Source organism: Chryseobacterium sp. HR92 (assembly GCF_045689405.1).
Lineage (GTDB): Bacteria > Bacteroidota > Bacteroidia > Flavobacteriales > Weeksellaceae > Chryseobacterium > Chryseobacterium viscerum_A.
Map to the genome: position 1 here is coordinate 246,532 of NZ_CP139139.1, position 25,196 is coordinate 271,727.

23 protein-coding genes are annotated in these 25,196 nt (G+C 36.5%); 9 read left to right on the top strand and 14 right to left on the bottom strand.

The genetic code is table 11. From position 1 onward, the window contains the following. Nucleotides 1–18 precede the first annotated feature (18 nt). The 11 genes from SFA27_RS01135 to SFA27_RS01185 all read right to left on the bottom strand — a co-directional run bounded on the left by SFA27_RS01135 (nucleotide 19) and on the right by SFA27_RS01185 (nucleotide 10,187). Nucleotides 19–630: an outer membrane beta-barrel protein gene (locus SFA27_RS01135; RefSeq protein ID WP_047377301.1), complete on the bottom strand. Its 612-nt coding sequence runs from the start codon at nucleotides 628–630 to the stop codon at nucleotides 19–21. Then, a complete protein-coding gene (locus tag SFA27_RS01140) occupies nucleotides 614–1,429 on the bottom strand; it encodes an ABC transporter ATP-binding protein (protein WP_047377302.1) in 816 nt (271 codons plus the stop codon). The genes SFA27_RS01135 and SFA27_RS01140 overlap by 17 nt, the downstream gene beginning before the upstream one ends. Then, a complete protein-coding gene (locus tag SFA27_RS01145) occupies nucleotides 1,429–2,181 on the bottom strand; it encodes an ABC transporter permease (RefSeq protein ID WP_047377303.1) in 753 nt (250 codons plus the stop codon). Before SFA27_RS01145 ends, SFA27_RS01140 begins: the two co-directional genes overlap by 1 nt. A 103-nt stretch (nucleotides 2,182–2,284) precedes the next feature. Next, nucleotides 2,285–3,655: an exopolysaccharide biosynthesis polyprenyl glycosylphosphotransferase gene (locus tag SFA27_RS01150; protein WP_047377304.1), complete on the bottom strand. Its 1,371-nt coding sequence runs from the start codon at nucleotides 3,653–3,655 to the stop codon at nucleotides 2,285–2,287. Nucleotides 3,656–3,698: 43 nt separating this feature from the next. Beyond that, nucleotides 3,699–4,328, bottom strand: a complete 630-nt coding sequence (locus SFA27_RS01155) for a 7-carboxy-7-deazaguanine synthase QueE (protein WP_047377305.1) — start codon at nucleotides 4,326–4,328, stop codon at nucleotides 3,699–3,701. Nucleotides 4,329–4,335: 7 nt separating this feature from the next. Beyond that, on the bottom strand, nucleotides 4,336–5,220 hold the full coding sequence (locus tag SFA27_RS01160) for a bifunctional 5,10-methylenetetrahydrofolate dehydrogenase/5,10-methenyltetrahydrofolate cyclohydrolase (protein ID WP_047377306.1): 885 nt from the start codon (nucleotides 5,218–5,220) through the stop codon (nucleotides 4,336–4,338). A gap of 47 nt (nucleotides 5,221–5,267) precedes the next feature. Next, nucleotides 5,268–6,908 carry a glucose-6-phosphate isomerase gene (gene pgi / locus SFA27_RS01165; protein ID WP_047377307.1) on the bottom strand — a complete coding sequence of 547 codons (1,641 nt, stop codon included), beginning with the start codon at nucleotides 6,906–6,908 and terminating at the stop codon, nucleotides 5,268–5,270. Between the two features lie 206 nt (nucleotides 6,909–7,114). Beyond that, the gene (locus SFA27_RS01170) at nucleotides 7,115–7,720 is read right to left on the bottom strand and encodes a hypothetical protein (RefSeq protein WP_047377308.1); all 606 of its coding nucleotides are present in this window, start codon (nucleotides 7,718–7,720) and stop codon (nucleotides 7,115–7,117) included. Beyond that, complete coding sequence (locus SFA27_RS01175; RefSeq protein WP_407295602.1) at nucleotides 7,710–8,219, bottom strand: RNA polymerase sigma factor; 510 nt, start codon at nucleotides 8,217–8,219, stop codon at nucleotides 7,710–7,712. The genes SFA27_RS01170 and SFA27_RS01175 overlap by 11 nt, the downstream gene beginning before the upstream one ends. A 24-nt stretch (nucleotides 8,220–8,243) precedes the next feature. Then, nucleotides 8,244–9,119: a TraB/GumN family protein gene (locus tag SFA27_RS01180; protein ID WP_407295605.1), complete on the bottom strand. Its 876-nt coding sequence runs from the start codon at nucleotides 9,117–9,119 to the stop codon at nucleotides 8,244–8,246. A 156-nt stretch (nucleotides 9,120–9,275) separates the two neighbouring features. After that, complete coding sequence (locus SFA27_RS01185; protein ID WP_407295608.1) at nucleotides 9,276–10,187, bottom strand: DUF4349 domain-containing protein; 912 nt, start codon at nucleotides 10,185–10,187, stop codon at nucleotides 9,276–9,278. Nucleotides 10,188–10,395: 208 nt separating this feature from the next. On the opposite strand from SFA27_RS01185, the gene SFA27_RS01190 reads away from it, so the two are divergent. Continuing rightward, nucleotides 10,396–11,754 (top strand): acyl-CoA dehydrogenase family protein, encoded by a 1,359-nt coding sequence (locus SFA27_RS01190; protein WP_047377311.1) that lies wholly within the window; start codon nucleotides 10,396–10,398, stop codon nucleotides 11,752–11,754. A gap of 110 nt (nucleotides 11,755–11,864) precedes the next feature. Here SFA27_RS01190 and SFA27_RS01195 read toward each other — a convergent pair whose 3' ends face one another. Beyond that, nucleotides 11,865–12,242: a DoxX family protein gene (locus SFA27_RS01195; protein ID WP_047377312.1), complete on the bottom strand. Its 378-nt coding sequence runs from the start codon at nucleotides 12,240–12,242 to the stop codon at nucleotides 11,865–11,867. Nucleotides 12,243–12,396: 154 nt separating this feature from the next. Here SFA27_RS01195 and SFA27_RS01200 point away from each other — a divergent pair, with 154 nt between their 5' ends. Continuing rightward, entirely contained in the window at nucleotides 12,397–12,645 is a 249-nt protein-coding gene (locus SFA27_RS01200) for a bacteriocin-like protein (RefSeq protein WP_047377313.1), read from the top strand. A gap of 125 nt (nucleotides 12,646–12,770) precedes the next feature. On the opposite strand, the gene SFA27_RS01205 is transcribed toward SFA27_RS01200, so the two are convergent. Next, entirely contained in the window at nucleotides 12,771–13,883 is a 1,113-nt protein-coding gene (locus SFA27_RS01205) for an AI-2E family transporter (protein ID WP_407295611.1), read from the bottom strand. A 206-nt stretch (nucleotides 13,884–14,089) separates the two neighbouring features. After that, nucleotides 14,090–16,495 (bottom strand): endopeptidase La, encoded by a 2,406-nt coding sequence (gene lon / locus SFA27_RS01210; protein WP_407295614.1) that lies wholly within the window; start codon nucleotides 16,493–16,495, stop codon nucleotides 14,090–14,092. 260 nt (nucleotides 16,496–16,755) lie between these two features. Here lon and SFA27_RS01215 point away from each other — a divergent pair, with 260 nt between their 5' ends. The 7 genes from SFA27_RS01215 to SFA27_RS01245 all read left to right on the top strand — a co-directional run bounded on the left by SFA27_RS01215 (nucleotide 16,756) and on the right by SFA27_RS01245 (nucleotide 25,195). Continuing rightward, the gene (locus SFA27_RS01215; protein ID WP_407295617.1) at nucleotides 16,756–18,909 is read left to right on the top strand and encodes a SurA N-terminal domain-containing protein; all 2,154 of its coding nucleotides are present in this window, start codon (nucleotides 16,756–16,758) and stop codon (nucleotides 18,907–18,909) included. 129 nt (nucleotides 18,910–19,038) lie between these two features. Then, nucleotides 19,039–19,989 (top strand): MlaD family protein, encoded by a 951-nt coding sequence (locus SFA27_RS01220; protein WP_047377318.1) that lies wholly within the window; start codon nucleotides 19,039–19,041, stop codon nucleotides 19,987–19,989. 8 nt (nucleotides 19,990–19,997) lie between these two features. Next, on the top strand, nucleotides 19,998–21,335 hold the full coding sequence (locus SFA27_RS01225) for a 4Fe-4S dicluster domain-containing protein (protein ID WP_407295620.1): 1,338 nt from the start codon (nucleotides 19,998–20,000) through the stop codon (nucleotides 21,333–21,335). A gap of 87 nt (nucleotides 21,336–21,422) precedes the next feature. Beyond that, nucleotides 21,423–22,208, top strand: a complete 786-nt coding sequence (locus SFA27_RS01230) for a (Fe-S)-binding protein (protein ID WP_047377320.1) — start codon at nucleotides 21,423–21,425, stop codon at nucleotides 22,206–22,208. A 20-nt stretch (nucleotides 22,209–22,228) separates the two neighbouring features. Further along, the gene (locus tag SFA27_RS01235) at nucleotides 22,229–23,365 is read left to right on the top strand and encodes a hypothetical protein (protein ID WP_407295623.1); all 1,137 of its coding nucleotides are present in this window, start codon (nucleotides 22,229–22,231) and stop codon (nucleotides 23,363–23,365) included. A gap of 110 nt (nucleotides 23,366–23,475) precedes the next feature. After that, entirely contained in the window at nucleotides 23,476–23,964 is a 489-nt protein-coding gene (locus tag SFA27_RS01240; protein ID WP_407295625.1) for a hypothetical protein, read from the top strand. 97 nt (nucleotides 23,965–24,061) lie between these two features. Then, a complete protein-coding gene (locus tag SFA27_RS01245) occupies nucleotides 24,062–25,195 on the top strand; it encodes a glycosyltransferase (protein WP_407295628.1) in 1,134 nt (377 codons plus the stop codon). The last annotated feature ends 1 nt before the right edge of the window (nucleotide 25,196 follow it).

A 25,196-nucleotide genomic window follows, 5' to 3' on the forward strand; every position in this document is an offset into this window, starting at 1 on the left:
TGTTATTTCAATATCTGATTAGAATTTATATCCTAAACCTACCATAAACAGGTTAGGTCTGTTATCATATCTGATTTCCGAACCGGAAACTCTGTTGATAAAGTTTCTTTCGTCTTTACTGAAAGCTCCTTCATATCTTGCATTTACAATAAGTTTTTTGATTTCAAGCTGTGCCCCAAACTGGTAACCTACTGTAAAGTCATTTTTAGCATTTTCTTTGAAATCATTGTAAGTATTGTCTTTGTTTAAATTAAAACTTCCAACAGGTCCTACAAAAACACCTAACATATTCCCCAAAAGGTTATATCCTAAAAGAACCGGAACATCTATACGGTTGCTTTTAACATCAAAAGTAGTGTTCTCTGTAGTAAACTCATTTTTGAAGTGAGTATAATAGATTTCCGGCATCACAAACAATGAAGTAGGAAGACCTACTTTTAATGAAAGGCCGACATTGAAACCTACATTATTTTTACCTGTTCCGTCAATGGCATCATTCACTGTTCCTTTAATATTGGACCACGAAGGAGAGCCGGTAGGAAAAATTAAGTTAGCCTTACCTGCCAGTGAAATCTGTGCAGAAGCCCACATTGAAAATCCTATTAACGCTATACTAAGTACCTTTTTCATTATCGTCTATTTTTGTAGTTGTAGTTTCAATCGTTTTATTATTCTCAAGTAAATATTCTCTCAGCTCTTTAAATAGTTCTGAAGAATAAACGAAATCAATCAGATTTTTATTGCCTGCGGTAATCAGGATGTCTTTATTCCCTTCCCATTCTTTGATTCCCAGTCTTAGGTATACAATTTTCTCGCCAATCGTCATTACAGAGTTCATGTCGTGAGTATTGATGATGGTTGTGGTATTATATTCTTTTGTGATTTCGTAAAGAAGATCATCAATTACCTTAGAGGTATAAGGATCGAGACCGGAATTGGGTTCATCACAGAACAGGTACTTGGGATTGTTGACAATCGCCCGGGCAATAGCAACTCTTTTCTGCATTCCTCCTGAGATTTCTGAAGGGTATTTTTTATCTGCCTTATCAAGATGTACTCTTCCTATAACTTCAAAAACCCTTTTCTTTTTTTCTCTGTAGGTAAGATTGGTAAACATATCAAGCGGAAACATAATATTCTCTTCCACAGTTAAGGAGTCAAATAATGCACTTCCCTGAAACAGGGTTCCGATTTCTGAACGGAGATGTTGTTTTTCATCCCTGTTCATGGTATTGACATCCCGGCCGTCAAACAGGATTTCTCCTGAAGATGGCATATAGACATTCAATAAACTTTTTAAAAAAACGGTTTTCCCGGAACCACTCTGCCCAATAATTAAGTTTACTTTTCCTTTATCAAATGAAGTTGAAATTCCCTTAAGTACTTCAACATCACCAAAACTTTTTTTAAGATCTTTTACCTCAATCATCAGCTTAATATTAATTGGGTTAAAATTAATTCAGAAATGATAATAAATACCATTGTCCATACCACTGCCTGCGTACTGGCTCTTCCCACTTCCAGAGATCCTCCTTTCACAAAATATCCGAAATAGGAAGGAACTGTTGCAATGATAAAAGCGAAAACGATAGTCTTGCTAAATGCATAGTAAATAAATAAATTAGGCATATACATTTGAATACCAACGATATAGTCGTTTTCCGTCCAGTTCCCTGTTAAAATCCCGGCAATATAGCCTCCACCAATACCAAATACGATACTGATAGCAATAAGAAGAGGATTAAACAGCATACAGGCGATAATTTTAGGAAGTATCAGAAAATTGGGTGAGTTTACTCCCATGATGTCCAATGCATCAATCTGTTCAGAAACTCTCATAGTTCCAATACTGGAAGCAATATATGAACCTACTTTACCTGCCAGAATCAGACTGATAATAGTAGGGGCAAATTCCAATACCAAAACCGCCTTCGTAGCATATCCCACAAATGAAGGTGGAATAGGAAAAGAAGAAGCATCAAAGTTGTTGAACATCTGAATAGCCACAACAGCTCCAACGAATATGGATGTGAAGATGACAAGTCCGAAAGAATTTACTCCCAAATCATTAATTTCTCTCATGAACAGCTTCCAGAAAACCCTCATTTTCTGAGGTTTCCGAAGGGATTTTCCCAAGAGGATCATGTATTCCCCTACTGCTGTGAAAAACTTTTTTAACATACTGCTAAATTAGACTTTTTTATTTAATTAGGCTAGAGTCGAGAACAAGACTAAAGCCTGGTTTTGTGTTAAAATTATTTCAATATTGGTCTGGTCCTGTTCTTTATTTTGCGTTTTTATCTCCACCTATAACCAGGAAAACGGTTTTTAAAATAATCACCAGATCGAGTACAAAACTCCAGTTTCTTACATAAAAAGCATCAGCCAGGACTCGTTTTTTCATTTCTACTTCCACATCCCCGAAGTCACCACGCAGTCCATTTACCTGTGCTAATCCTGTGATACCTGGGCTTACCATACTTCTTAAGCTGTATCTTCCGATTTTTGGTTTATAATAATTGTCAACGGAAAGCATATGAGGGCGCGGACCTACCACAGACATTTCTCCTTTCAGTACATTGATAAATTGTGGAAGTTCATCAAGACTGGTTTTTCTTAAAAACTTACCTACTCTGGTAATCCTTGCATCATTTACCGATGTGGTTTTGGTTGTGGATTCATCATTCACAACCATTGTTCTGAATTTAAAGCAATTGAATACCTCTTCATGGAAACCATATCTTTTCTGAAGGAAAAATACCGGGCCTTTGGAGGTTGCTTTGATTAAAACCGCAATGATGGGAAATACCCAGGAGCAGATAAAAACCAGTATTATAACAGAAAACAAAATATCAAACGTCCTTTTCATCAGGAAATTAGAATAATAATCCAAAGGATATCTTGCCTGATTAAGGACTGGCTGGGTTTGTATATATCCAAGATCATACAGGAAAAAATCACTTTGTGTGATGCTGGGAATCAATGAAATATGAATCTTATTATCCTCTGCCAATTTGAAAAGCTCATTCTGAATCCATTCATCATAGGAGTTTTCCATCGATAAAAACAGAGTGTGTATCCCGTTTTTTTTCCAGAAAGTAACCAGTTCATCAATATTGATCTCAGAGTTTTCATATTCAAATATTCTGTATCCGTAGTCTTTACGGTCTGTAAAAATGTTTTTCAGGATCTCTGTGGAGTGGCTATCTCCTAAAAACATGACATTCCTGTAATTAGCTCCAAGTGATCGTAAGTACTTGATCGCGAAATAAATTAGTGATTTTACAAGAAAGATGAAAATGAAAAGATAAAGTGAGAGCCAGTATATATCCGAACTGAAAAATACATTTTTACTTACCTTTCCTATAAGCAGTACGCCAAGTATAAAAAAGAGGAAGTGGATTAAAAGGCGTTCAAGAAATAAGGTATAAGTAAGGTTCCTCGGAATATTGTATATTTTTGTCCTACCGCTCAACAGCACCCAGAACAAAAACAACAGAATCAGAGAAAAAATATTCTGATACCAGGTTTCTTTATTGTATTTTAAACTTTCGTTTCTGCTTATAAAAAAGAATATGAAGATAGATGCAATAACCATGAGGTCAAGCAACATAATGATCGATTTCAGGTATCTAGAGTATCGAATTCTCTGCATCTATCGGTATTATAGCGGATAAGCCCAGCTAATTTAAGCTTTTTTACGGGATATTCAGATATTTATGAGTCTGAACTGAAGCCTGCCATTCCGGGTGTTCCAGGATAAAATCTGTGATCTTAGGATACATATCATCTCTTTTGCTCCATTCACTCTGAAGATAAAGCTTACAGTTTTCAGAAACTTTTGCAGCCTGTTCCTGTGCAAACGTAAAGTCATGCTGGTTGAAGATAATGACTTTAAGCTCATGGGCTTTTTGATAGATTTCTTCTTTAGGCAGTCCTGTTTTCTTTGGCGAAAGGGTGATCCAGTCCAGCTGTCCGCTCATAGGATAAGCTCCTGAAGTTTCGATATGTACTGTACATCCCAGTTCTTTCAATCTGGAAGTCAGTACTTCTAAGTTCCACATTAGAGGTTCACCACCCGTTAGGACAATTGTTTTACAATGTTTTGCAGCCATTTCTGCAATTTCTACTGTATTCATCAGAGGATGGAGTTCCGGATCCCAGCTTTCTTTTACATCACACCAGTGACATCCTACATCACAACCTCCCAGCCTGATAAAATAAGCGGCTTTTCCGGTGTGTGCTCCTTCTCCCTGCAAAGTGTAAAAATGCTCCATTACAGGGAGCATTTTACCTTCTTTTAATAAAATATCTTCTTCTTTATTCATCTTAAAATTAGTCGTTATAGACCGAAGTTTTGTAAGCAATGATGGTGTTTTTCATTAACATCGCTCTTGTCATTGGGCCTACTCCTCCAGGTACCGGTGTAATCCAGCTCGCTTTTTCTGCGCAGCTGTCAAAATCTACGTCACCTGCAAGGTAATATCCTTTTGGAGAGTCATTATCTACTCTGGTAATACCCACGTCAACAATTACGGCTCCTTCTTTGATCATATCTCCTTTTAAGAAATGAGGATCTCCCAAAGCGGTAATTACGATGTCTGCTTTTCTCGTGTATTCTTCAATGTCTTTCGTATATGAGTGTGTAAGGGTAACCGTAGAGTTTCCAGGGAAATCTTTTCTTCCCATCAGAATACTCATTGGTCTTCCTACAATTTTACTTCTTCCGATAATGACACAGTCTTTCCCTTTAGTTTCAATATTATATCTTTCTAATAATGTTAAAATGCCAAAAGGAGTCGCCGGTAAGAAAGTATCCATTTCAAGAGCCATTTTTCCGAAGTTTTCAGGGTGGAAACCATCCACATCTTTTCTTGGATCAATAGCGTTGATGATTTTTTCCTGATCAATTTGATCTGGTAAAGGCAACTGAACGATAAATCCGTCAACTGCTTTAGATTTGTTTAGCTCGTCAATTTTTTCCAATAGTTCAGATTCTGAAACTGTACTTGGAAATTTGATTAAGCTGGATTGAAATCCTACTTCCTCACAGTCTTTTACTTTAGAGTTTACATAGGCTTTGCTTGCTCCATTATTTCCTACAAGAATTGCTACCAAATGCGGTGCTCTTCTTTTGCTTGCGAGAATCTTTTCTACTTCAACCTTGATCTCTGCTTTAATTTCCTTGGATACTTTAAGTCCGTCAAGAATTTCTGCCATTTTTACTTTTTTACTTTATAGATTTACTTTTACTTTCTTTTTACTTACTATTTGTTTTCTTTATAGTAATTAATCAATCCGTTGGTTGAGCTGTCATGAGAGCTTATTGCTTCATTATTTTCAAGCTCTGGAAGAATCTTATTGGCTAATACTTTTCCTAATTCCACTCCAAACTGGTCAAAACTGAAAATATTCCAGATTACTCCCTGAACAAAAATTTTGTGTTCATATAAAGCTATCAATTGACCTAATGAAAAAGGAGTTAACTCTTTGAATAATATGGAATTAGTAGGTGTGTTTCCGTGGAAGACTTTGAAATTGACTAGTCTATCTATTTCTTCATCGGATTTTCCTGAATTTCTAAGCTCTTCTTCAACCTCTTCTTCCAGCTTTCCGAAGGCAAGTGCTTCAGTCTGAGCGAAAAAGTTAGCTAATAATTTATCCTGGTGATCTGAAACTTTGTTCGGACTTTTTGTATAGGCAATAAAGTCTGCCGGAATCAGTTCAGTTCCCTGATGGATCAATTGATAGAATGCGTGCTGACCATTTGTACCTGGCTCTCCCCAGATAATAGGCCCCGTTTCATATTCTACAAATTCTCCGTTTCTGTCTACACATTTTCCGTTACTTTCCATATCTCCCTGTTGAAGATATGCTGCAAACCTGTCCAGATATTGGGAATAAGGTAAGATTGCATACGTGGTTGCTGCATAGAAATTACGATACCAGATCCCCAGAAGTCCCATTAAAACAGGAATGTTTTCCGAGAAATCTGCAGTCTGGAAGTGCTGGTCAGTATCAAAAGCACCTCTTAGAAGCTGCTCAAAGTTTTCATATCCTACAGAAAGCACGATGCTTAATCCGATCGCACTCCATAGAGAATACCTTCCACCTACCCAGTCCCAGAACTCAAAAATATTTTCCTCAGCAATTCCGAACTTCTTAACTTCTTCAATATTAGTAGATAGAGCAACAAAATGTTTCGCTACATCTTCCTGTTTTCCGGCCTTCAGGAACCAGTCCTTTGCTGAGTTTGCATTGGTCATTGTTTCCTGAGTCGTAAAGGTCTTGGAAGCAATGATGAATAAAGTGGTTTCAGGATTTAAATCTTTTACCACTTCTGCAATATGATTTCCGTCCACATTGGAAACAAAGTGAGCGTTTAATCTTGTTTTAAAATGCTTTAAAGCAGAACAAACCATTACAGGACCTAAATCTGATCCCCCGATACCGATGTTTACTACATCCGTAATTTCTTTTCCACTGAAGCCTTTATGCTCTCCTGAAATGATTTTTTCAGAAAAAGATTTCATGTGATCAAGAACTCTTTTGATCTGTGGTTTGATATTTTCTCCGTCCACAAGAATTTCACGGTCTGAGAAATCTCTTAATGCCGTATGCAGTACAGCTCTTCCTTCTGTTTCGTTTATTTTATCACCCGAGAACATTCTTGAAATGGCATCTTTTAACTGGCTTTCTTCAGCCAATTGTAATAAAAGATCCTTTGTTCTGGAATCAATTAAATTTTTAGAATAATCAAAAAGATAGTTGTCCTTTTGCAGGGAAAACTCATTAAAACGGTTCGGATTGTAATGAAAAAGGGTTCTAAGGTCAAAGTCATTTCCACCGAAGTGTTCATCAAGTGCTTTCCAGCTGTTAGTTTGTGTTGGATTTATTTTTGATAGCATATTACAGAATTTTTATCATTCAGAAAATCATGTATCGGATGAAAATAGCTCATAATCCATAATGATTTATTTCTGATTTGCAAATTTACGGAAAAATAAAACCTCAGATAAATTTGAAGACGATAAATAACATTTTTTTAAAAAACAAAACCTCAGAGTTCATCTGAGGTTGTATAAAAAGTGTTTTATGATAAGAATTTAAGATCTTATTCATCCATTTCGTTCAGGATATTTTCCAGTTTTTTGGCGCTTCCTCCATAGATATATTTTGTCCATAGAACGATACTTGTAATGACTCCCAAAGTCCCTAGCAGTACAGCGATGATTAATCCCTGCTGATGAGAAGCCGTAAGTTCTGTCAAAGATTTTCCCTGCTCTTCCATTGTGTTATAAATGACAAGTCCTATTGTTACCAGAAAATGAGGGAGTAATAAAAATCCGAAAGACTGGTATCGTTCCATGTTCAGGCGCAGTTCATGGTATATCTTCCAAAGGCTGTTTTTGGTGTTTCCGGTGTAAAGTTCCGTCTGCTTATAGAATTTATAAAATCCTAACAGGTAGTAAGATGAAATAACTACCATCATTGTATAAGACACATAATAAATAATGTACTGTGAAGATGGAAATTTAAACTGAAGAGGAAAAAAAGCAATCAGAATAATAGCAAGAATCTGCATAGGAAACTCTCTCTTCATATTCTTTTGAATCTTTTCTATAGGGTGTTTGCTTTCCTTTAACTGTTCTATGGTATCAGGAATATGGACGTCGCTGTCTTCTTTATTCCATTGTTCTTTTAATTGATCAAAATTCATAGCCTGATTTTTTTATGATTTGCTGTATTTTTTCTTTTGTTCTGTTGAGTTTTACGCGGACATTGCCTTCGCTGAGACCTAAATTATTTCCTATTTCTTTGTGTGACATCCCTTCCATGAAATAAAATATGACGGCTTTTTCTAAAGAGTTTAGTTCCTGAACGGCAGTATAGAAGATTTCCAGTTGTCTGTCTTTTGTGGGATTATAATCTTCCTGCTGTACTTCAAAATGGGAAGGAGCATCTGTATGGTTATTGGATCTCTTTTTTTCCTTTTTTAAATACGTAATCGCAGTATTGATGGCAACCCGATACATCCAGGTGGAAAACTCACTGTTTCCTTTGAAATTCTGATAAGATTTCCAAAGCTGGATAAGAATCTCCTGCTGCAGGTCTTCCCGGTCCTCTATAGAATCTGCATAGATCCGCGAGGCTTTATATAAAATACCTTTATGCTGGTTGACAAGCTTTAAAAAAGCAGTTTCAGTGGGATTGCTCACAGTCTTTTCGTGGTTTGGTTATGGTTATAAACCTGATACAGGTTTTACGGTGTAGCCTTTTGCCCGAAGAAGAGGAATAATTCCGTTTTTACCCATAAGATGAGATCCCCCGACAGCAAAGAAGGAACCTTCTTTTTTCATCATTTCCGGCATTATTTTTACCCAGTTTTGATTTCTGTCAGTCAGCATTGCTTTTTCCTGTTGGGAATTCATAAATCTTTCATCCTTAAAAAGATTGTAAAGAGATTGTACATTTTCATTTTTAAAAGCTTCGATCATCTGCCTGAATAATATTTCATATTCCTTATCCATTTTCAGTTGGTTGATGGTGCTTTTCAGATCATAAGCTTTGTTAATAGACTTCATCTGGTCCTCTACTTTTTCCAATCCTCTGATACTCTTCTTGTCTTTTATTGCTTTCTGCAGAAGTTCCATTTCGTAAAGTTTTATTTCAGTCTTTGGACATGGAATAGCCTTTGTGGAAAGCAGAGCATACAGCGCCTGAGGACTTGAAGAATCTATGCTTTTCAGATCAGTTCCATAATTGGCAAGAATAGTATTCAATTCTTTAGCTTCATCAGAAGAAAGCTGATCAGATATTTTTTTATCTGCAGTAAACATTTTTTGCAGTGACATCATTTCAGCGGGATCTGTATAATTGATTTCCATAACAAAGTTGTCAGATTTCTCAAGAGCTTTCAATACTTTAGGTTTTATTTCAAAATCTTTACTGCATAAGATATGAAAAGTTCCGGTAATGTAGGAAGGCTTAGAGAGACCGTTCCCTGAGACTTCCCAAAGCAGGCTGTTGTCTTTTTCAGAACTTTTACTTTGAGCATTTGTTGTCATTGAATTTAGTGATAATAACACTGCAGCTCCGAGTTTTATTAAATTTTTCATAGTATTATTTTTTTTGATTTTTTGTTCTTTTAAATAGTAGGTAAAGCAGGCATTACAATCGTTACAGTTTTTTTTCAAAAAAAATAAAAACCTCCCGAAAACAGGAGGTTGTAAAATCTAAAATTATGATGATAACCAATTGGTTAGGATGGTTTTTTATTCCTGTATTTTTGAATGTTCAGGTTTTGAAATTTTTCTTTTTCTTAAAAAATAGAGGATTACAGCAGCAATTAATAAAAGTGGCCATACATTGATAAGAGCTACTATGATTCTCTGAATCAGATAGAATCCGTATACAAAACCATCTTTAGCATCATAGATGAAATTGTATTTATACTTATTGTCAATACTTGTTGTGTTGGTAACAGCAATTTCAGCAATGCGCAATTGAGGTTCTTTGATGTAGATGTCAATCGTGCTGTATTTCAAATCGTCTGTCATATTCATACTCTGCAGTTTTTGAAGATTTCCTTCAGACATATTTTCATTGTCCAGTGTTATTTTATCTTTATTTGTTTTCAGTTTGCTGATATTTTCAGAAGTTTTTTGATTTCTTTTTCCTTCCAGTTCAGAATATTTGATGTTGGCCGTCACATCCTCAGCATTGATGGATCTTGAATTAAGAAATAATTTATTTGTATTGATTGCTGTTAAAAGTTCACCGAGCTTTTCCGTAGGAATACGCACTTGCATCCTGTTCTCTGTCTGGTATTTCTTGATCAGCATAGCTTCTTCATTAGATGTGTTGTAGGTGTTTTCAGAAACCACATTACTCTGAAGATTGCTATTTGTAACAAATCCTCCAAGCTCCTGTACTGATTTTTCAATAGCAACAGTTGCATTATACACATCTTTTACTTCCATATTCACATCTGCGGTCTTAATGAACTGTTTATCCTTTACCTTCATCTCTGCAACAGATGAAATACTGTCTGAAACAATAGCAGATGCTGAATCTGTTGTAGCGTAGGCATCAAGATCTGTTGAAGAAACTTCGCCTTTTTTACATGAATAAATACCTAGTAAAATAACAGCAGATAGAGATAATTTAATGTAAGTCGTTTTCATAGCGTTGATTTTTATTGTTTTCCTGAAGTCAAAGTTCAGTCAGGATCTTTTGTAACGCTTGAAAAACAAAAGTAAAAAGCTTGTAAATAAAGTATGATGTTTTAATTGATTGAAATTAAGTGTTTTGTAAAATAGAGCAGGACCTGGTGCTTTGCTTTCGGAGCAATTTTTGCTTATCTTTTACAAACCAAAACTACAATCTATCACTATGTCAAATACCTTTTCCAAAATCAGAAACGTAATAGGACTATTCACATCCATAGATTTTGATCAGTTGAGTGCCATTTCTCAGAAGGTGGATCTTTCAAAACTGATGCATAATTTTTCAAAACTGGATGATAAACAGCTTTCCGGGCTCATGAAAATGCTTGATCCGGAAAAGAAAAAGAAAGAACTACCTCCTATTGATGGAGATTTTTATGATATCTACCATACCCTTACTCCTGAACAGCGTGAAATTCAGCTTAAAGTAAGAGCTTTTATGGAAAAAGAAGTAAAACCTCTGGTGAATCATTATTGGCTCAGAGACGAATTCCCTTTTGAGCTGATTCCGAAATTCCAGAAGCTTGATATCTGCGGTGTTACTTATGAGGGCTATGGCTGCCCCGGAATGCCTTTCCTGATGGAAGGTGTTATCGCGATGGAAATGGCAAGAGTGGATGCCTCTATAGCTACATTTTTCGGAGTACAATCCGGGCTGGCAATGGGTTCTATCTATATCTGCGGATCTGAAGAGCAGAAGCAGAAATGGCTTCCACAGATGCAGAAATTTGAAAAAATAGGAGCCTTTGGGCTTACGGAGCCGGAAGTTGGATCCGGAGCAGCAGGCGGACTTACGGTAACCTGTAAAAAAACACCGGAAGGCTGGGTTCTGAATGGTCAGAAAAAATGGATTGGGAATGCCACTTTTGCAGATCTTATCATTATCTGGGCAAGAGATCTGGACAGTGGTGAAGTGAAGGGATTTATTGTAGAAAAAGATAATCCGGGGTATTCTGTAGAAAAAATCAAGGGGAAAATGGCTTTAAGGATTGTTCAGAATGGATTGATTACTTTAAAAGACTGCCTTGTAACTGAAGAAAACCGTTTGCAGAATGCCAATTCCTTTAAAGATACCGGAAAAGTACTGAGAATGACCAGGGCGGGAGTAGCTTGGATGGCTACAGGCTGCGCACGTGGAGCTTATGAAAGCGCTTTGGATTATACCCGAAAAAGAGAACAGTTTGGAAGACCTATTGCTTCGTTTCAAATGATTCAGGGGCATCTGGTAGAAATGCTGTCAAATCTTACTGCGATGCAAACTATGGTTTTCAGGTTGTCCGAAATGCAGGATGAAGGGATTTTAAAAGATGAACATGCTTCTTTAGCTAAAGTTTTCTGTACACTCAGAACAAGAGATATTGTTTCCAGGGCAAGAGAGGTGATGGGAGGAAACGGAATTCTGCTGGAGTACGATGTAGCCAGATTTGTTGCCGATGCTGAAGCTATTTATTCCTATGAAGGAACGAAAGAAATCAATTCATTAATTGTAGGACGCTCCATTACAGGCTTCAGTGCTTTCGTATAAGGAGCAGATGATAGGTTGTAGTTTTTAGTGCGTCTTTCAAACTGATTAACAACAGTAAATTTTAATTGAACACCATAAAAACTGCAACCTATAACCTATTATCTGCAACCTTAAGAAACTAAATGTTTATATTTTTCCTTGTTGTCAATAATCATCCAAAGATTGATCAGGAACATCACACCGGCAATCCCCATTCCCATTGGAGATTTATCCATAGTGAACACATGGGTGACAATTCCTACCATGACAGGTAGAATAACAATAGCTCCCAGTGCTCTTGTCTTTGGAAAAATGAATAATAAGCCACCAATGATTTCTACAACACCCACTAATGGCATCAGCCAGCTGATTTCTCCAAAAGCTGCGAAAAGTTTCATCTGCTCCGGAGTGGGTTTCTCCATGGGCATATAATTAAAAAACTTGTTTAATCCGGCATTAATAAACATAAGCCCGAAAAGTAAGCATAAAATGAATTTTATTATTTTCATGATTGATGATTTAATATCAAATGTAAAATAAAAATGGGATATGTTGAGTTTGATTTAACATAAAATATGAAATCAATTGTTAATGTACGTTAATTAGTGCTTTTGTGTGATTTTTATTGTATATCTTCGAAATGCAAATTAAAACTAATAACTCATGCAAAAAAATCTTAAAAAATTAAGCCGCACGGATTTAAGAGAAATCCAGGGAGGAGTAGGTATTGGAAAATGTGATATTGGCCCAATAGGATGTCCATGTAAAATTCCACCGGGAGATCCTTGTTTAGGTGGTCCTGGAGGAGAGCCCGGAGGCCCGACTTATGGTTACTGTCCGGACAGTCAGAACTATATCCTATGTACAGATACTTGTCCAAATGGAACAAGTCCTTTGTGTCCTCTTTCATAACAAAAATAAAAAGACTGTCTTGAAAAAGGCAGTCTTTGTTATTTAAAGTCCAAAGTTTAAGCATTCAAAGGTGGACTATATTAGTTATTGTCCTTTGTCTATTACTTATCACTCATTATTCATGATCAGTCCATCTCCTTCAGCGTAATATTCTTGGAAATCTTATAAGTTTTCTTCTTCTTATGAGGTCCCGATTCTTCCCCAAGCAATCTTCCCCAAGGTTTAAGATCGTCTACTCTTTCGCAAATAATCTTAATAATGGCAATCGCCGGAATACACAGGAACATACCTGCAATTCCCCAAAGATGCTCTCCTAAAAGAATACCAATAAAAGAAAATAAAGCATTAATTTTTACTTTGGAGCCGACCACAAATGGCAGAACAATATTTCCGTCTACTGCGTGAATGGCAATATATCCCAAAGCAACATAAATACACGTTGAAGGAGTAGAAGTTGCAAAAGCTATAAAACAGGAAATTAAAAGTGAAATAAAAATTCCAAGGTATGGAATAACGTTTAATAACCCAGTAAGAACCCCTAAAAGAATAGCGTATTTCACTCCCAGAATTGTAAGAAGAGTGGAAGTAAGAACGGATACGATAATTACCTGAAGAAAAAGCCCGAAGATGTATTTCTTGGTCATGATACGAATCTCATTTACAGCTTCCTGTACACTTGATTTATGTCTTTCGTTGAAAACGGTAACGATAAAGTTATTTAAAAGCCTTCTGTAATTTAAAATAAAGATAAAAAACAGGGTGAAAAATATAATAAAGCCGAATCCCGTGGAGAAAATCCCAAAAGTAAATCCTAAAATAGCCCCTGAAGAAGACAGGAGTTTATTCAGTCCTTGGTTGATATAATCTACCTGCTCATCTACTTTCACATTGAATGTTTTGGAAACCCAATGCTGCAGACCATTAAAAACAGTTGTAAACTGCTCACTGAGATGAGGAAGATCCTTACTGAAGTCCGATAACTGATTGGTGAAAAAGTAAATGATTCCACCTAAAATGATCAACATGATGAACACTGAGGTCATTGTGGACATTGATCTTGGAAATCTTAACTTTCTTTCCATGAAAGTTGCCGCTGGCAAAAACAGCATGGCCATAAGGAATGCAAGGAAAAACGGAGCTAAAATACTCTGTCCTAATGCCAGAAGATAGCCAAGGCCAATGATGGAGATCACCACAAGCGTAAGCTTGACAAGGAAAGGAAGTCGAAGAAAATTCATAATCTAAAAATCTGCAGTGTGGAATAAAAGTAAGAAAACCCCTCTGAATTGAAAAATTTTTTTATTCAATCCTCAGAATTTTATTCTATTGCATCAAATTTTATTCCACGTAATGAAGAAAAGTATGTATTTGTTTATAAAACAGAAACACGCTCTGATACTCAGAACGTGTTTCCCTATTGAGAAGTTAATATGTTATAAGTTGTTTATTCTTCAATGGCGATATCAATGACTTCTTCCATTCTGCTTACATAATGTACATTAAGACCTTTTAAATAATCCTTTTTGATCTCTTCCACATCTTTTCTGTTGGCTTCACAAAGGATAACATCTTTAATTCCGGCTCTTGTAGCGGCAAGAAGTTTTTCTTTGATTCCTCCTACAGGAAGTACTTTTCCTCTTAAGGTGATTTCTCCGGTCATCGCAAGGTGAGGTTTTACCTTCTTATTTTTAAAAGAAGAAACCATTGAAGTAAGCATTGCAATACCTGCAGATGGGCCATCCTTAGGAGTTGCTCCTTCAGGAACGTGTACGTGAACGTTTTTCTTGTCCAGTTCCTCCTGAGGAATTCCCAGTTCGTCATGCTTAGCCTTAATATATTCAAGAGCAATAGTAGCAGATTCTTTCATCACTGTTCCAAGATTTCCGGTCATTGTCAAAGAACCTTTTCCATTGCTTAGAATACTTTCAATATAAAGAATATCTCCACCTACACTTGTCCAGGCAAGACCTGTTACAACCCCTGGAACTCCAGTGATTTCAGATAAGCTTTTTGGTCTTGGAACCCCCAGAATTTCATCTACTTTTTCAAGCGAAATTTTTGGATCATATTCTTTTACCAAAGCCGTCTGAAGAGCGACCCATCTTCCAACGGCAGCAATTCTTTTCTCCAGAGTTCTTACACCGCTTTCCGAAGTGTGGGCTTCTATAATATGCTTAAGTTCTGCATTTCCAAGTTTGAATGATTTTGCACCCAGACCATTTTCTTCCTGCTGTTTCTTGATTAAGTGTCTTTTCGCAATCTCAATCTTTTCCTCCAAAGTATAACCGGCAATCTGAATGATCTCCGTTCTGTCTAAAAGAGGAGTCTGTATTGTTGAAAGAGAATTGGCCGTAGCAATAAACATTACTTTTGACAGGTCATAACCCATCTCAAGGAAATTGTCATAGAAAGATTTATTTTGTTCAGGATCAAGAACCTCCAGCAATGCTGAACTTGGATCCCCATGAAGACCCTGTCCGATTTTATCTATCTCATCAAGAACGATTACCGGGTTTGAAGTGCCGGATTTTTTGATAGACTGTAAAATTCTTCCCGCCATAGCACCGATATAGGTTTTTCTATGCCCGCGGATTTCACTCTCATCATGAAGGCCGCCTAATGATAATCTTACATATTTTCTTCCTAGAGCGTCTGCAATAGACTTTCCTAAAGATGTTTTACCAACCCCCGGAGGCCCTACCAACAGTAGAATCGGAGACTTCATATTGTTTTTTAATTTTAAAACAGCCATGTGCTCCAGGATTCTTTTCTTGATATCTTCCAGCCCAAAGTGAGCTTTGTCAAGCACTTTTTCTGCTTTTGCAATATCAAAAACGTCTTTTGTATAAGTTTCCCAAGGGAGATCCGTAAAGAAATCCAGATAATTTCTCTGTACATTATAGTCCGGAGAATTAGGATTCTGACGTTGCAGTCTGCTAATTTCCTTCTGGAAATGTTCCTCTACTTCCTTACTCCATTTTTTGGTCTTAGCCTTAGCAATAAGATCTTCAACATCACTTTCGGGGCCACCACCCAATTCTTCCTGGATGGTTCTGATCTGTTGATTCAGAAAATATTCTCTCTGCTGTTTGTCAAGATCCTTGGAGGTTTTCTGATGAATCTGACTTCTCAGTTCCAGTTTTCTGAAATCTTCATGCATCATTTCGTAGCACTGATTCGCTCTCGTCATCAGATTTTTCTCTTCAAGAAGCTTTTGCTTTGCTATCGAAGAAAAATTGGCATTGGTGCAGATGAAATTCAGAAGATCATCATTATTAGTAATATTTTTGATCGCAAAATTTGCGGCATTAGGGATATTCGGATCCAGTTCAATGATTTTTAAAGCAAGATCTTTGATGTTTTCCAGTAATGCCTCGTATTCGTCTTGGTTTTTAGGACGTGTATCTTTTAATTTTGATATTTCTGCCCGAAAATAAGGTTGGTTTTCAATGATTTTTTTAATCTTGAATCGGTGGAAACCTTTGGTTATAGCTGTAATATTGCCTTCCGGAAGCTTGATGATCTTAATGATCTTAGCCAATGTACCGGTAGAATAAATATCTTTTTCGGAAGGTTGTTCCATATCCGAATTTTTCTGGCTTACAATTCCAATGAAATCTCCGTTCTTCTGTGCTTCCTCAAGAAGCTGTATAGAGTTTTTTCTCCCTGCTGTAATAGGAATTACTACATTAGGGAACATAACCATATTTCTTACGGGAAGTATCGGGAATATTTTCTGTTCGGAATTTTTATCAGTCTCTGCGAAGTCGGAAAGATTGATTTCTTCAGCTACGATATCAAATCCATCGCTGATCATTTCTTCTAAACTAATATCTTCAAATTCTGTCATAGTCAATCGAATGACAAATTGTCATTTTCGTTTTTTATCGTTAAAGGGATTTTTTATAATATGCGTTGAAAACGTGTGGCATATTATAATATTCTAAAAATGCACAATACTTATGCCATTTGTTTTTTACTTAAAAATACGGTCAAAATTTCCTTTTTTAGATAAACTTTGCATTAAAAATCAAAATAAAGCAGTTCTGTTTCTGTAATTTCTTAAAAATGTGTATTTTCGCAAACTGATAAAAAACTATAATTTATAAAATGGCAATTTTAGGACAGATTAGGAGTAAGCCTTGGCTTTTAATGGGAGTAATAGCCTTAGCGCTTTTGGCGTTCCTGGTGAACCCCGATAGTATCGACAAGGTTTTTGGTAAGAATCCTGACGTTTTAGGAAAAGTAAATGGTGAGAAAATCACCCGCGAAGAGTTCAATGATCAGCTTTTCGTGTTGCAGCAGCAGGCTGATCAGCAAGGACGTCCGAAAAGCGGTCTTGAAGAGCAGGCTTGGCAGTTACTTGTACAATCTAAACTTATCAAACAACAGTTTGAGAAACTAGGCTTTGAAATGACTGATGATTATTTCTGGAACCAAATCCAGTACGATCAGATGTTTGCTCAAAATCAACAGTTCTTTGATGAGAAAGGTAATTTTAAAACTCAAGAGCTTAAAAAAGAAATTGAAACATTAAAAAACACCAATCCTGAAGGGTATAATCAATGGTTGAAAACTAAAAAGACGATTGAGTACAGACTGATGGCAAGACAGGTGTTTACCAATATTTCAGCAGGTATCACTACCGGTAAGAAAGAAGCAGAAGAATTGATGAAGCAGAGAGATCAGCTTGCTGATATTGACTTTGTGAAAGTGGATTATGCAGCTTATCTTCAGAAAACAAAAATCAATGTTACAACACAGGATCTGGCAGATTATATCAAGCAGCACCCTGTAATGTTCAAAGCTGAACCAAGCAGAAATATCGGTGTTGTATATTTTCCGTCAAAACCTAGTGCAGCAGATGATGCAGCAACCCTGAAAGAAATTACAAAATTATATTCAGGAGGTACAGATGCAAGCGGAGGTACTGAAAACTTCCAGAATACGAAAAATGATTCTATGTTTGTAATGGCAAATTCTGATGCGCCATTCAATTCTCAGTATATGAATCCTGCTCAATTGCCGCCAACGATCAAAGATCAGATTACAGCTGCAGCTATAGGTCAGACTTTTGGTCCTTATAAAGAGCAAGACGTTTATGTAGTTTCTAAACTTGTAGGTAAAAGAGCTTCAGATTCTACTTTATCAAGACACATCCTTATTGCATTCAAAGGAAGTCCTGCAGGTGAAGGGGTAACAAGAACTAAGGAGCAGGCTAAGAAATTGGCAGACTCTATTGGTGCTATTGTAAAAGCTACTCCTGCTAAATTTACAGAATTCCTTAAGCTTTCAAGCGATCCGAATTCTGCAGCACAAGGAGGAAGCTTAGGATGGACAACTCCTGAAACACCTTTCGTTCCTGAATTCCTTGCTTACCTTGCAAGCAATCCTAAAGGAGCTACAGGTGTAGTAGAAACACAGTTCGGTTACCATATCATCAATATTGAAGATAAAAAATCAGGATCAATGGGGTATAAAGTTGCTAACCTTGTGAAAGCAATCAAACCTTCAGATGCTACTGAGGCTGAATCAGACAAGAAATCAAGAAAATTCATTCAGCAGGTTCAAGGGAAATCTTTCAACGATTTCGTGAATATTGCTAAAAAAGGAAATTACCAGTTCTCTAATCCAAAAGCGGCAAAAAGATTTGAAGGTCAGATTCAGGGCTTAGGTACTGAAAAAGATGCAGAGATTCTTACTTGGGCTTTCGATAAGAAAAGAACTAAAGGAGATACTGAACTATTTACTGTAGATGGTACAGGCGATAAAATTGTAGTTTATCTGAACGGAAAACAAGATGCAGGTCTTGCTGATCCGGAATCTGTAAGAGATCAGATCGAAGTTGTAGTTAAAAATAAATTGGCGGCAAAACAAATTTCTGATAAGATTACAGCGGCGAAAGCTTCTAGTCTGGATCAGGTTGCTAAATTATTTGCAGCTCCAAAACAGTCTGCTCAGGTAAATCTATTGAATCCTTCAGTAGCGGGTGCTATGGAACCTAAAGTTGCCGGTGCAGCATTCGGTGTTGCAAAAGGTAAGCTTTCTAACCCGGTTGAAGGAGGAACAGGAGTTTATGTTTTGATCAAAAAATCAGAAACGGTAAACAAACAACCTGGAGATCTTAAGCAATTTACAGAGTCTCTTACTCAGAGAAGTTCTGGAATGTTCGGACAGGCTTGGATGAAAAGTCTTCAGGACAATGCAGATATTGAAGATTTTAGAATTGAAATCTGGGGTAAACTTGGAAATCAGCAACAATAAGAAATTCATTTCAATGATATAAAAAGCGACAAATTTTTTTGTCGCTTTTTTTTGTATTTAACGCAGAACAATATTGGAAAAGATTTATTTAAAATGTGTTATATTTGCTTATTAGAAAAAAATTAGCAAGTGAAGTTCAGTAAAGAATTAAAAGCTGGTGTGATCACACTTCTGGCTATTGTAGGCTTTGTGGTGTTGTTTCAGTTTATGAAAGGGAAAAGCCTTTTTACTACCGATAATATATTTTACGCAAAATATGATAACGTAGAAGGCCTGGCGCAGTCTTCGGCTGTTTCTATCAACGGGTTGAAAGTAGGGCAGGTGGATAAAATTATTCCGCTGACCTCAAAAGACGGAAAAATTAATTTTGTTGTAAAAATTACAGTAGATAACAAATTCGAATTCTCAAAAAATTCATCATTAGAAATCTTTGAACCGGGACTAATGTCCGGTAAAGAAATGAGAGTGAACCTTGCCTACGGAGGCCAGACGGCTAAAGACGGAGATACTCTGAAAGGTGCTTTCAAACTGGGAACGCTTGGAAGTCTTTCTTCTCAGGTAGGTCCGGTAAAAGATCAGCTGCAGGTAGTTCTGCACAGAGTAGACTCTTTAATGGCTAATGCCAATCTGCTTGTTGATGCTCAAAACAGAGCTGAAATAAAAGCTTTATTATCCAATCTTAATAAAACAGTAGGAGCATTACAGACTACTGCCGGAAGTGTAAACAGCCTGGTAGGACACAATGACCCTAAATTGCAGAAAGTATTGGATGATGCAAGCCTTACGATGCAGAGCGGAAAAGTTACCCTGGATAAATACGGAAACCTGGCTCAGAGCATTGATACTAAACAGTTGAATGCAACTATCGCCAATTTGGATGCTACGGTAGGGAAATTGAATCAGGTGATTGGTGGAATAGATAAAGGAGAAGGAAGTTTAGGCAAACTGATGAAAGATGATCAGCTTTACAATAATCTGAACTCAGCTTCTTCCAATCTGAATACATTAATTGAAGATATGAAAGCGAATCCGAAGAGATATATCAATTTCTCGGTTTTCGGTAAAAATAATAAAGACTAATTCACTTTATGCAGTACATCGGTAACATTATTTTCCTGATTTTATTAGTGGCCGGATTTGGTTTGTTTGCCAAAAGCCTTCTAAAGATCTATAGAAATATCAGGTTGGGTCACGAAATCAACAGAAATGACAGAAAAGGAGAACGTTGGGGAACCATGGCTCGTGTAGCAATGGGACAGAGTAAAATGACAGCACGCCCTGTTGCAGGAGTTTTACACCTTTTTGTATATGTAGGTTTTGTGATTATTAATATCGAATTAATAGAAATTGTTGTTGATGGAATATTTGGGACACATCGTTTCTTATCAAGCATTTTAGGACATACATTTTATAGTTTCTTCACTGCAACACTAGAAGTTTTAGCACTTTTGGTAGTGATTGGTGTTGTCATTTTCTTTATTCGTAGAAATTTTTACGGAGTGAAAAGGCTGACAATGAAAGAACTTTTCGGATGGCCGAAAAATGATGCAAACTGGATTCTGATCATTGAATTCGCTCTGATGATGGCTTTCTTTATGATGAATGCTTCAGATTTTATTTTACAATCAAGAGGTGTTTTTCCTGAACATGGAAGCTTCCCGATTAGTGAAATGACATTGGTTCCCTTTTTGGAAATCTTCAATTTTGATAGCGGATTTTTGATTTTTACAGAGAAGGGAGCCTGGTGGTTTCATTTTGTAGGAATCCTTTTCTTCATGAACTATCTTTATTACTCAAAACACCTGCATATTATCCTTGCGTTTCCAAGTACATGGTATGCAAACCTTGATAAAAAAGGAAAATTCAATAATCTTGAGTCTGTAACGAAGGAGATCAAATTAATGATGGATCCTAATGCAGATCCTTATGCTGCACCGGCTGAAGGAGCTGATGCTGATGTACCTTCTAAATTTGGTGCTGAGGATATCTTTGACCTGAATCAGGTACAGCTGCTTAACGCTTATTCATGTACAGAATGCGGACGTTGTACTTCCGTTTGTCCGGCAAATATTACCGGTAAAAAACTTTCTCCGAGACTCATCCTGATGAAGACAAGAGACAGGCTTGAAGAAGTAGGAAGAAACATTGATAAAAATGGAAAATTCGTTGATGACGGTAAAAAATTGCTGAACGATTATATCACAAAAGAAGAACTTTGGGCTTGTACCACATGTAATGCCTGTACAGAAGCTTGTCCTGTATTGCTTGACCCGCTTTCCATTATTTTTGAAATGAGAAGATTCCTGGTCATGGAACAGTCTGCTGCTCCACAGGAACTGAATCTGATGATGACCAATGTGGAAAACAATGCAGCCCCTTGGCAGTATAATCAGGCTGACCGTCTGAACTGGGCATCGGAAAACTAGATAATTAATCAATTTGAAAATTTGAAATTGATACAGATCTGCATCATTTCAAATTTCCAAATTCTCACATTTTCAAATTGAAAAGAAATGGATTTCAATATAAAAACAATGGCAGAATATGCTGCCGAAGGAAAAGCCCCGGAAGTTTTATTTTGGGTTGGATGTGCGGGAAGCTTTGATGACCGTGCTAAAAAAATTACAAAAGCATTTTGCAAGATATTAAATAAAATAGGGGTAGAGTTTGCCGTTTTGGGACAGGAAGAAAGCTGTACCGGAGACCCTGCAAAAAGAGCAGGAAACGAATTCGTTTTCCAGATGATGGCCCTTACGAATATTGAAGTGCTGAACGCTTACGAAGTAAAGAAAATCGTAACAGCTTGTCCACACTGTTTCAATACCCTGAAAAATGAATATCCAAGCTTAGGTGGTCACTTTGATGTAGTACACCATACTCAATTCCTTAAAACCTTAATGGAAGAAGGAAGACTGAAAATAGAAGGAGGAGCATTCAAAGGGAAAAAAATCACTTTCCATGATCCTTGTTACCTCGGACGTGCCAATGACGAATATGAAGCTCCGAGAATGCTGCTTGAGAAGCTGGATGCAGAGCTTGTAGAAATGAAACGTTGCAAGACCAACGGTCTATGCTGTGGAGCAGGAGGAGCACAGATGTTTAAAGAGCCTGAAAAAGGAAATAAAGACATCAATATCGAAAGAACAGAGGAAGCTTTATCTTTTGAACCAAAGGTAATTGCTACAGGATGCCCTTTCTGTAATACCATGATGACAGATGGTGTAAAACACTTTAACAAAAATACCGAAGTTGCCGTAAAAGATATCGTTGAACTTCTTGCTGAAGCAGAAGATTTATAATTGTAATCTTATACAGGTTTATGAAGGTAGAATGGAGACTCTCCTTTTTGTTTATAATTTCAATACTTGCTGCTCTTACATTCTGGAATTACCAAAATAGAGTATATGACTGGGATATGCCGGGTTATTTAGGGTGTATGTATACTTCTGAATTTCCGAATTCACCGGATAAAGTTCGAATCATCACCTATGATGAAATAAAGAAAGAGGCTCCTGCAGACCATTATACAGACATAATCGGAATAAAGCAGTGGGATATTCCAAGGCAGTATTTCGTAAAAAATACACAATCTTTTACAGAACAATTACCCTATTTTCAAATCAAAGTAGGGTATATTTTTGTAATCACTATTTTTTATAAGCTTGGACTTTCATCCCCAATGGCCGTTCTGTTTACAAGTCTTATTTCTTACTTCTTTTCAGGATTATTATTATTTTATATTCTAAAGCTTCTGTTTCCGAAGAAATACTGGGTTGCAATAGGACTAACGGTTGCCGCCATGCTTTTGCCACCAATGGCGCATATGTCCAGAACTCCCACTCCGGATATGTTTATTTTTCAGTTTATCCTGATCTTTATTATTGGGTTGATCAAAAAATGGAGCAAATGGGGCATGTTTGTGCTTTTGTTTGCAATCACTTTTATACGTCCGGACTATATTACATTTACCCTCACTTATATTATTGCTGTTTTCTTCTTTTACTACTTCAGAGAAAAGAAAATTGATGCTTCCCTTATTGCACAAGGCACAGTACTTTTAGTGATGTATCTGGCGATCATTAAATTTTATCATTATCCCGGTTGGAAAGACGTCTTTTATGATACTTTTATCGAGAGAAGGGCTATTATTTCAACACATCCCATCGAAGTCAGCCTAAAAGATTATCTAAGCATTATTTATATCAAAATTATCTACTTCAAAAAAGTAACCTTGTCTGTAAGCATCATGATTGCAGTAGTATTTTGGCGTTCCAAAGATGCATGGATAAGGATGATTTCAGTACTTTTTCTGGCGAATGTGTACATCAAATTCTTTTTCTTTCCACAACCGGCTGCATTAAGGTTCTTCTTTCCGTTTATTTTTCCGCTTTTCATTATGATGCTCTATGTGCTGAGTAAAAAATACAATGATCTCAAACTCGAGAAAATTGCGTAATTTTGTCTTTAAAATGATAAGGGTTTGAAATCACGATTACAGTAACATTCTGTTCAAGAATCAGAATTGAAAGTGATTGCACAGTTCCTTGAAAAATAAATACTTACATTATGAAAATCGAAGAATCTAATATTGTAGAAACCAACGACTACAGAGTCATTATATATCCGGCTTCAAGACCTTTTGAAACGAAAGAAGCAAAAGCGATTACCGAAAAACTGTTTGATTTCCTTGCTACATGGGCAGCTCACGGAAAGCCGCTTTCTTCTTCATTTAAAATTGAAAAGAATCAGTTTATTGTAGTATGTGTAGATGAAGAAAAAGAAATGGCTTCAGGATGCAGCATTGATGCTTTAGGAAAGATCATGAGAGAAATTGATGAAGAATATCAATTGGGGCTTTTTGACAGAATGAAAGCTAGTTTTGTAGAAAATGGTGAAGTGAAGACTTTAAAGCTGATTGACTTTAAAACGAAGTTGAGAAGCGGAGAACTTTCAGATGATATTCAGGTTTTTGACTTTTCAAAAAATACCTACCTTGACTTTTTGAGCCATTTCCTTCTTCCTTTGGAGAAAAGCTGGGCGGCTTCTGTAAAATAATCGCTATTAAGCTAATTTAGGCGAATAATCATAAAGTGGGAACCTGTTTCTCACTTTTTTGTTTTAATGTATCTTTGCATAGATTCGAGTATGACTAATGCCTAAAGTACTTTTTTTAACGACATCCCACAGCTATAATGATGACCGTATTTTTTATCATCAGGCAAAAGCTCTTAGAGATAATGGGTATGAAGTAAAAATATGCAGTTTATATGCAGAATATAAAGGTGTTATTGACGGAATTGAAATAGAGTCCTATGCCATTCTGGAAGAAAGTATAGAAAAGAAAATGGAAACGTTCCATAAGGTTTGTGATCATTTTCACCCCCAGACTATTATTTGTTCCGAACCTCTTGCTGTGGCGGCATCAAAGAAATTTGTAAAAGAATATCATGCAGGCTGTATCTATGATGTTACAGAATGGTATCCTTCTATGTCAATGCTTGGCAGGTACCGATTTCCGGCAAAAATCTTCCAGGCAGTTAAGTTTTCTCTTATTCAGTGGTATGCAGGATTTTTAAGCACTCGTCTTATTTTTGGTGAAACTACCAAAAAGTTTCCTTTAGCATATTTTTTTTACTTTAAAAAACAGATGATTCTTCCTTATTATCCGGACCCTGTTTATATCAGTGAAAATATCAAAAGCCTTGAGCCTAATACTATCACTTTATGCTATACAGGTCAGATTTCTAAAGATAAAGGAATTGAAAACTTCTTTAATGCTATAGATCAGCTTCGCCAAAAAGCTCCTGCTCTCGATATCAGTATTCTGATTATCGGATCGACAGTACAGAGAAATGATGAACTCTATTTTTCAACATTACTAAAGAAATATTCTTTTGATAATATCGAGATCAGAAAATCTACGGCTTTTGAGCGGTTTACAGAAGCATTTGCAGATGCTGATATATGTTTTGATCTTCGGGAAATTAATTTTGAAAACGATCATTCACTGCCAATAAAATTGTTTTACTTTATGGGAGCAGGAAAACCCGTGATCTATTCAAACCTGAAGGGAATCCGAAAACATTTGGGTTCGCTTTCATTTGGTAGTCTGGTAGATCCACAGAATGCTGATGCCATTTCAGAAGTTATCCTCAATTATGTAAGAAATCCGGAGCTGTATCGTTTGCATGCTCTCAATGCCCGGAAAGAATTTGAAGGAAAATATAACTGGAGCACGATAAAAGAGTCTTTTGTTGATTTTGTAAAAAAATCTATTGATAAATAAC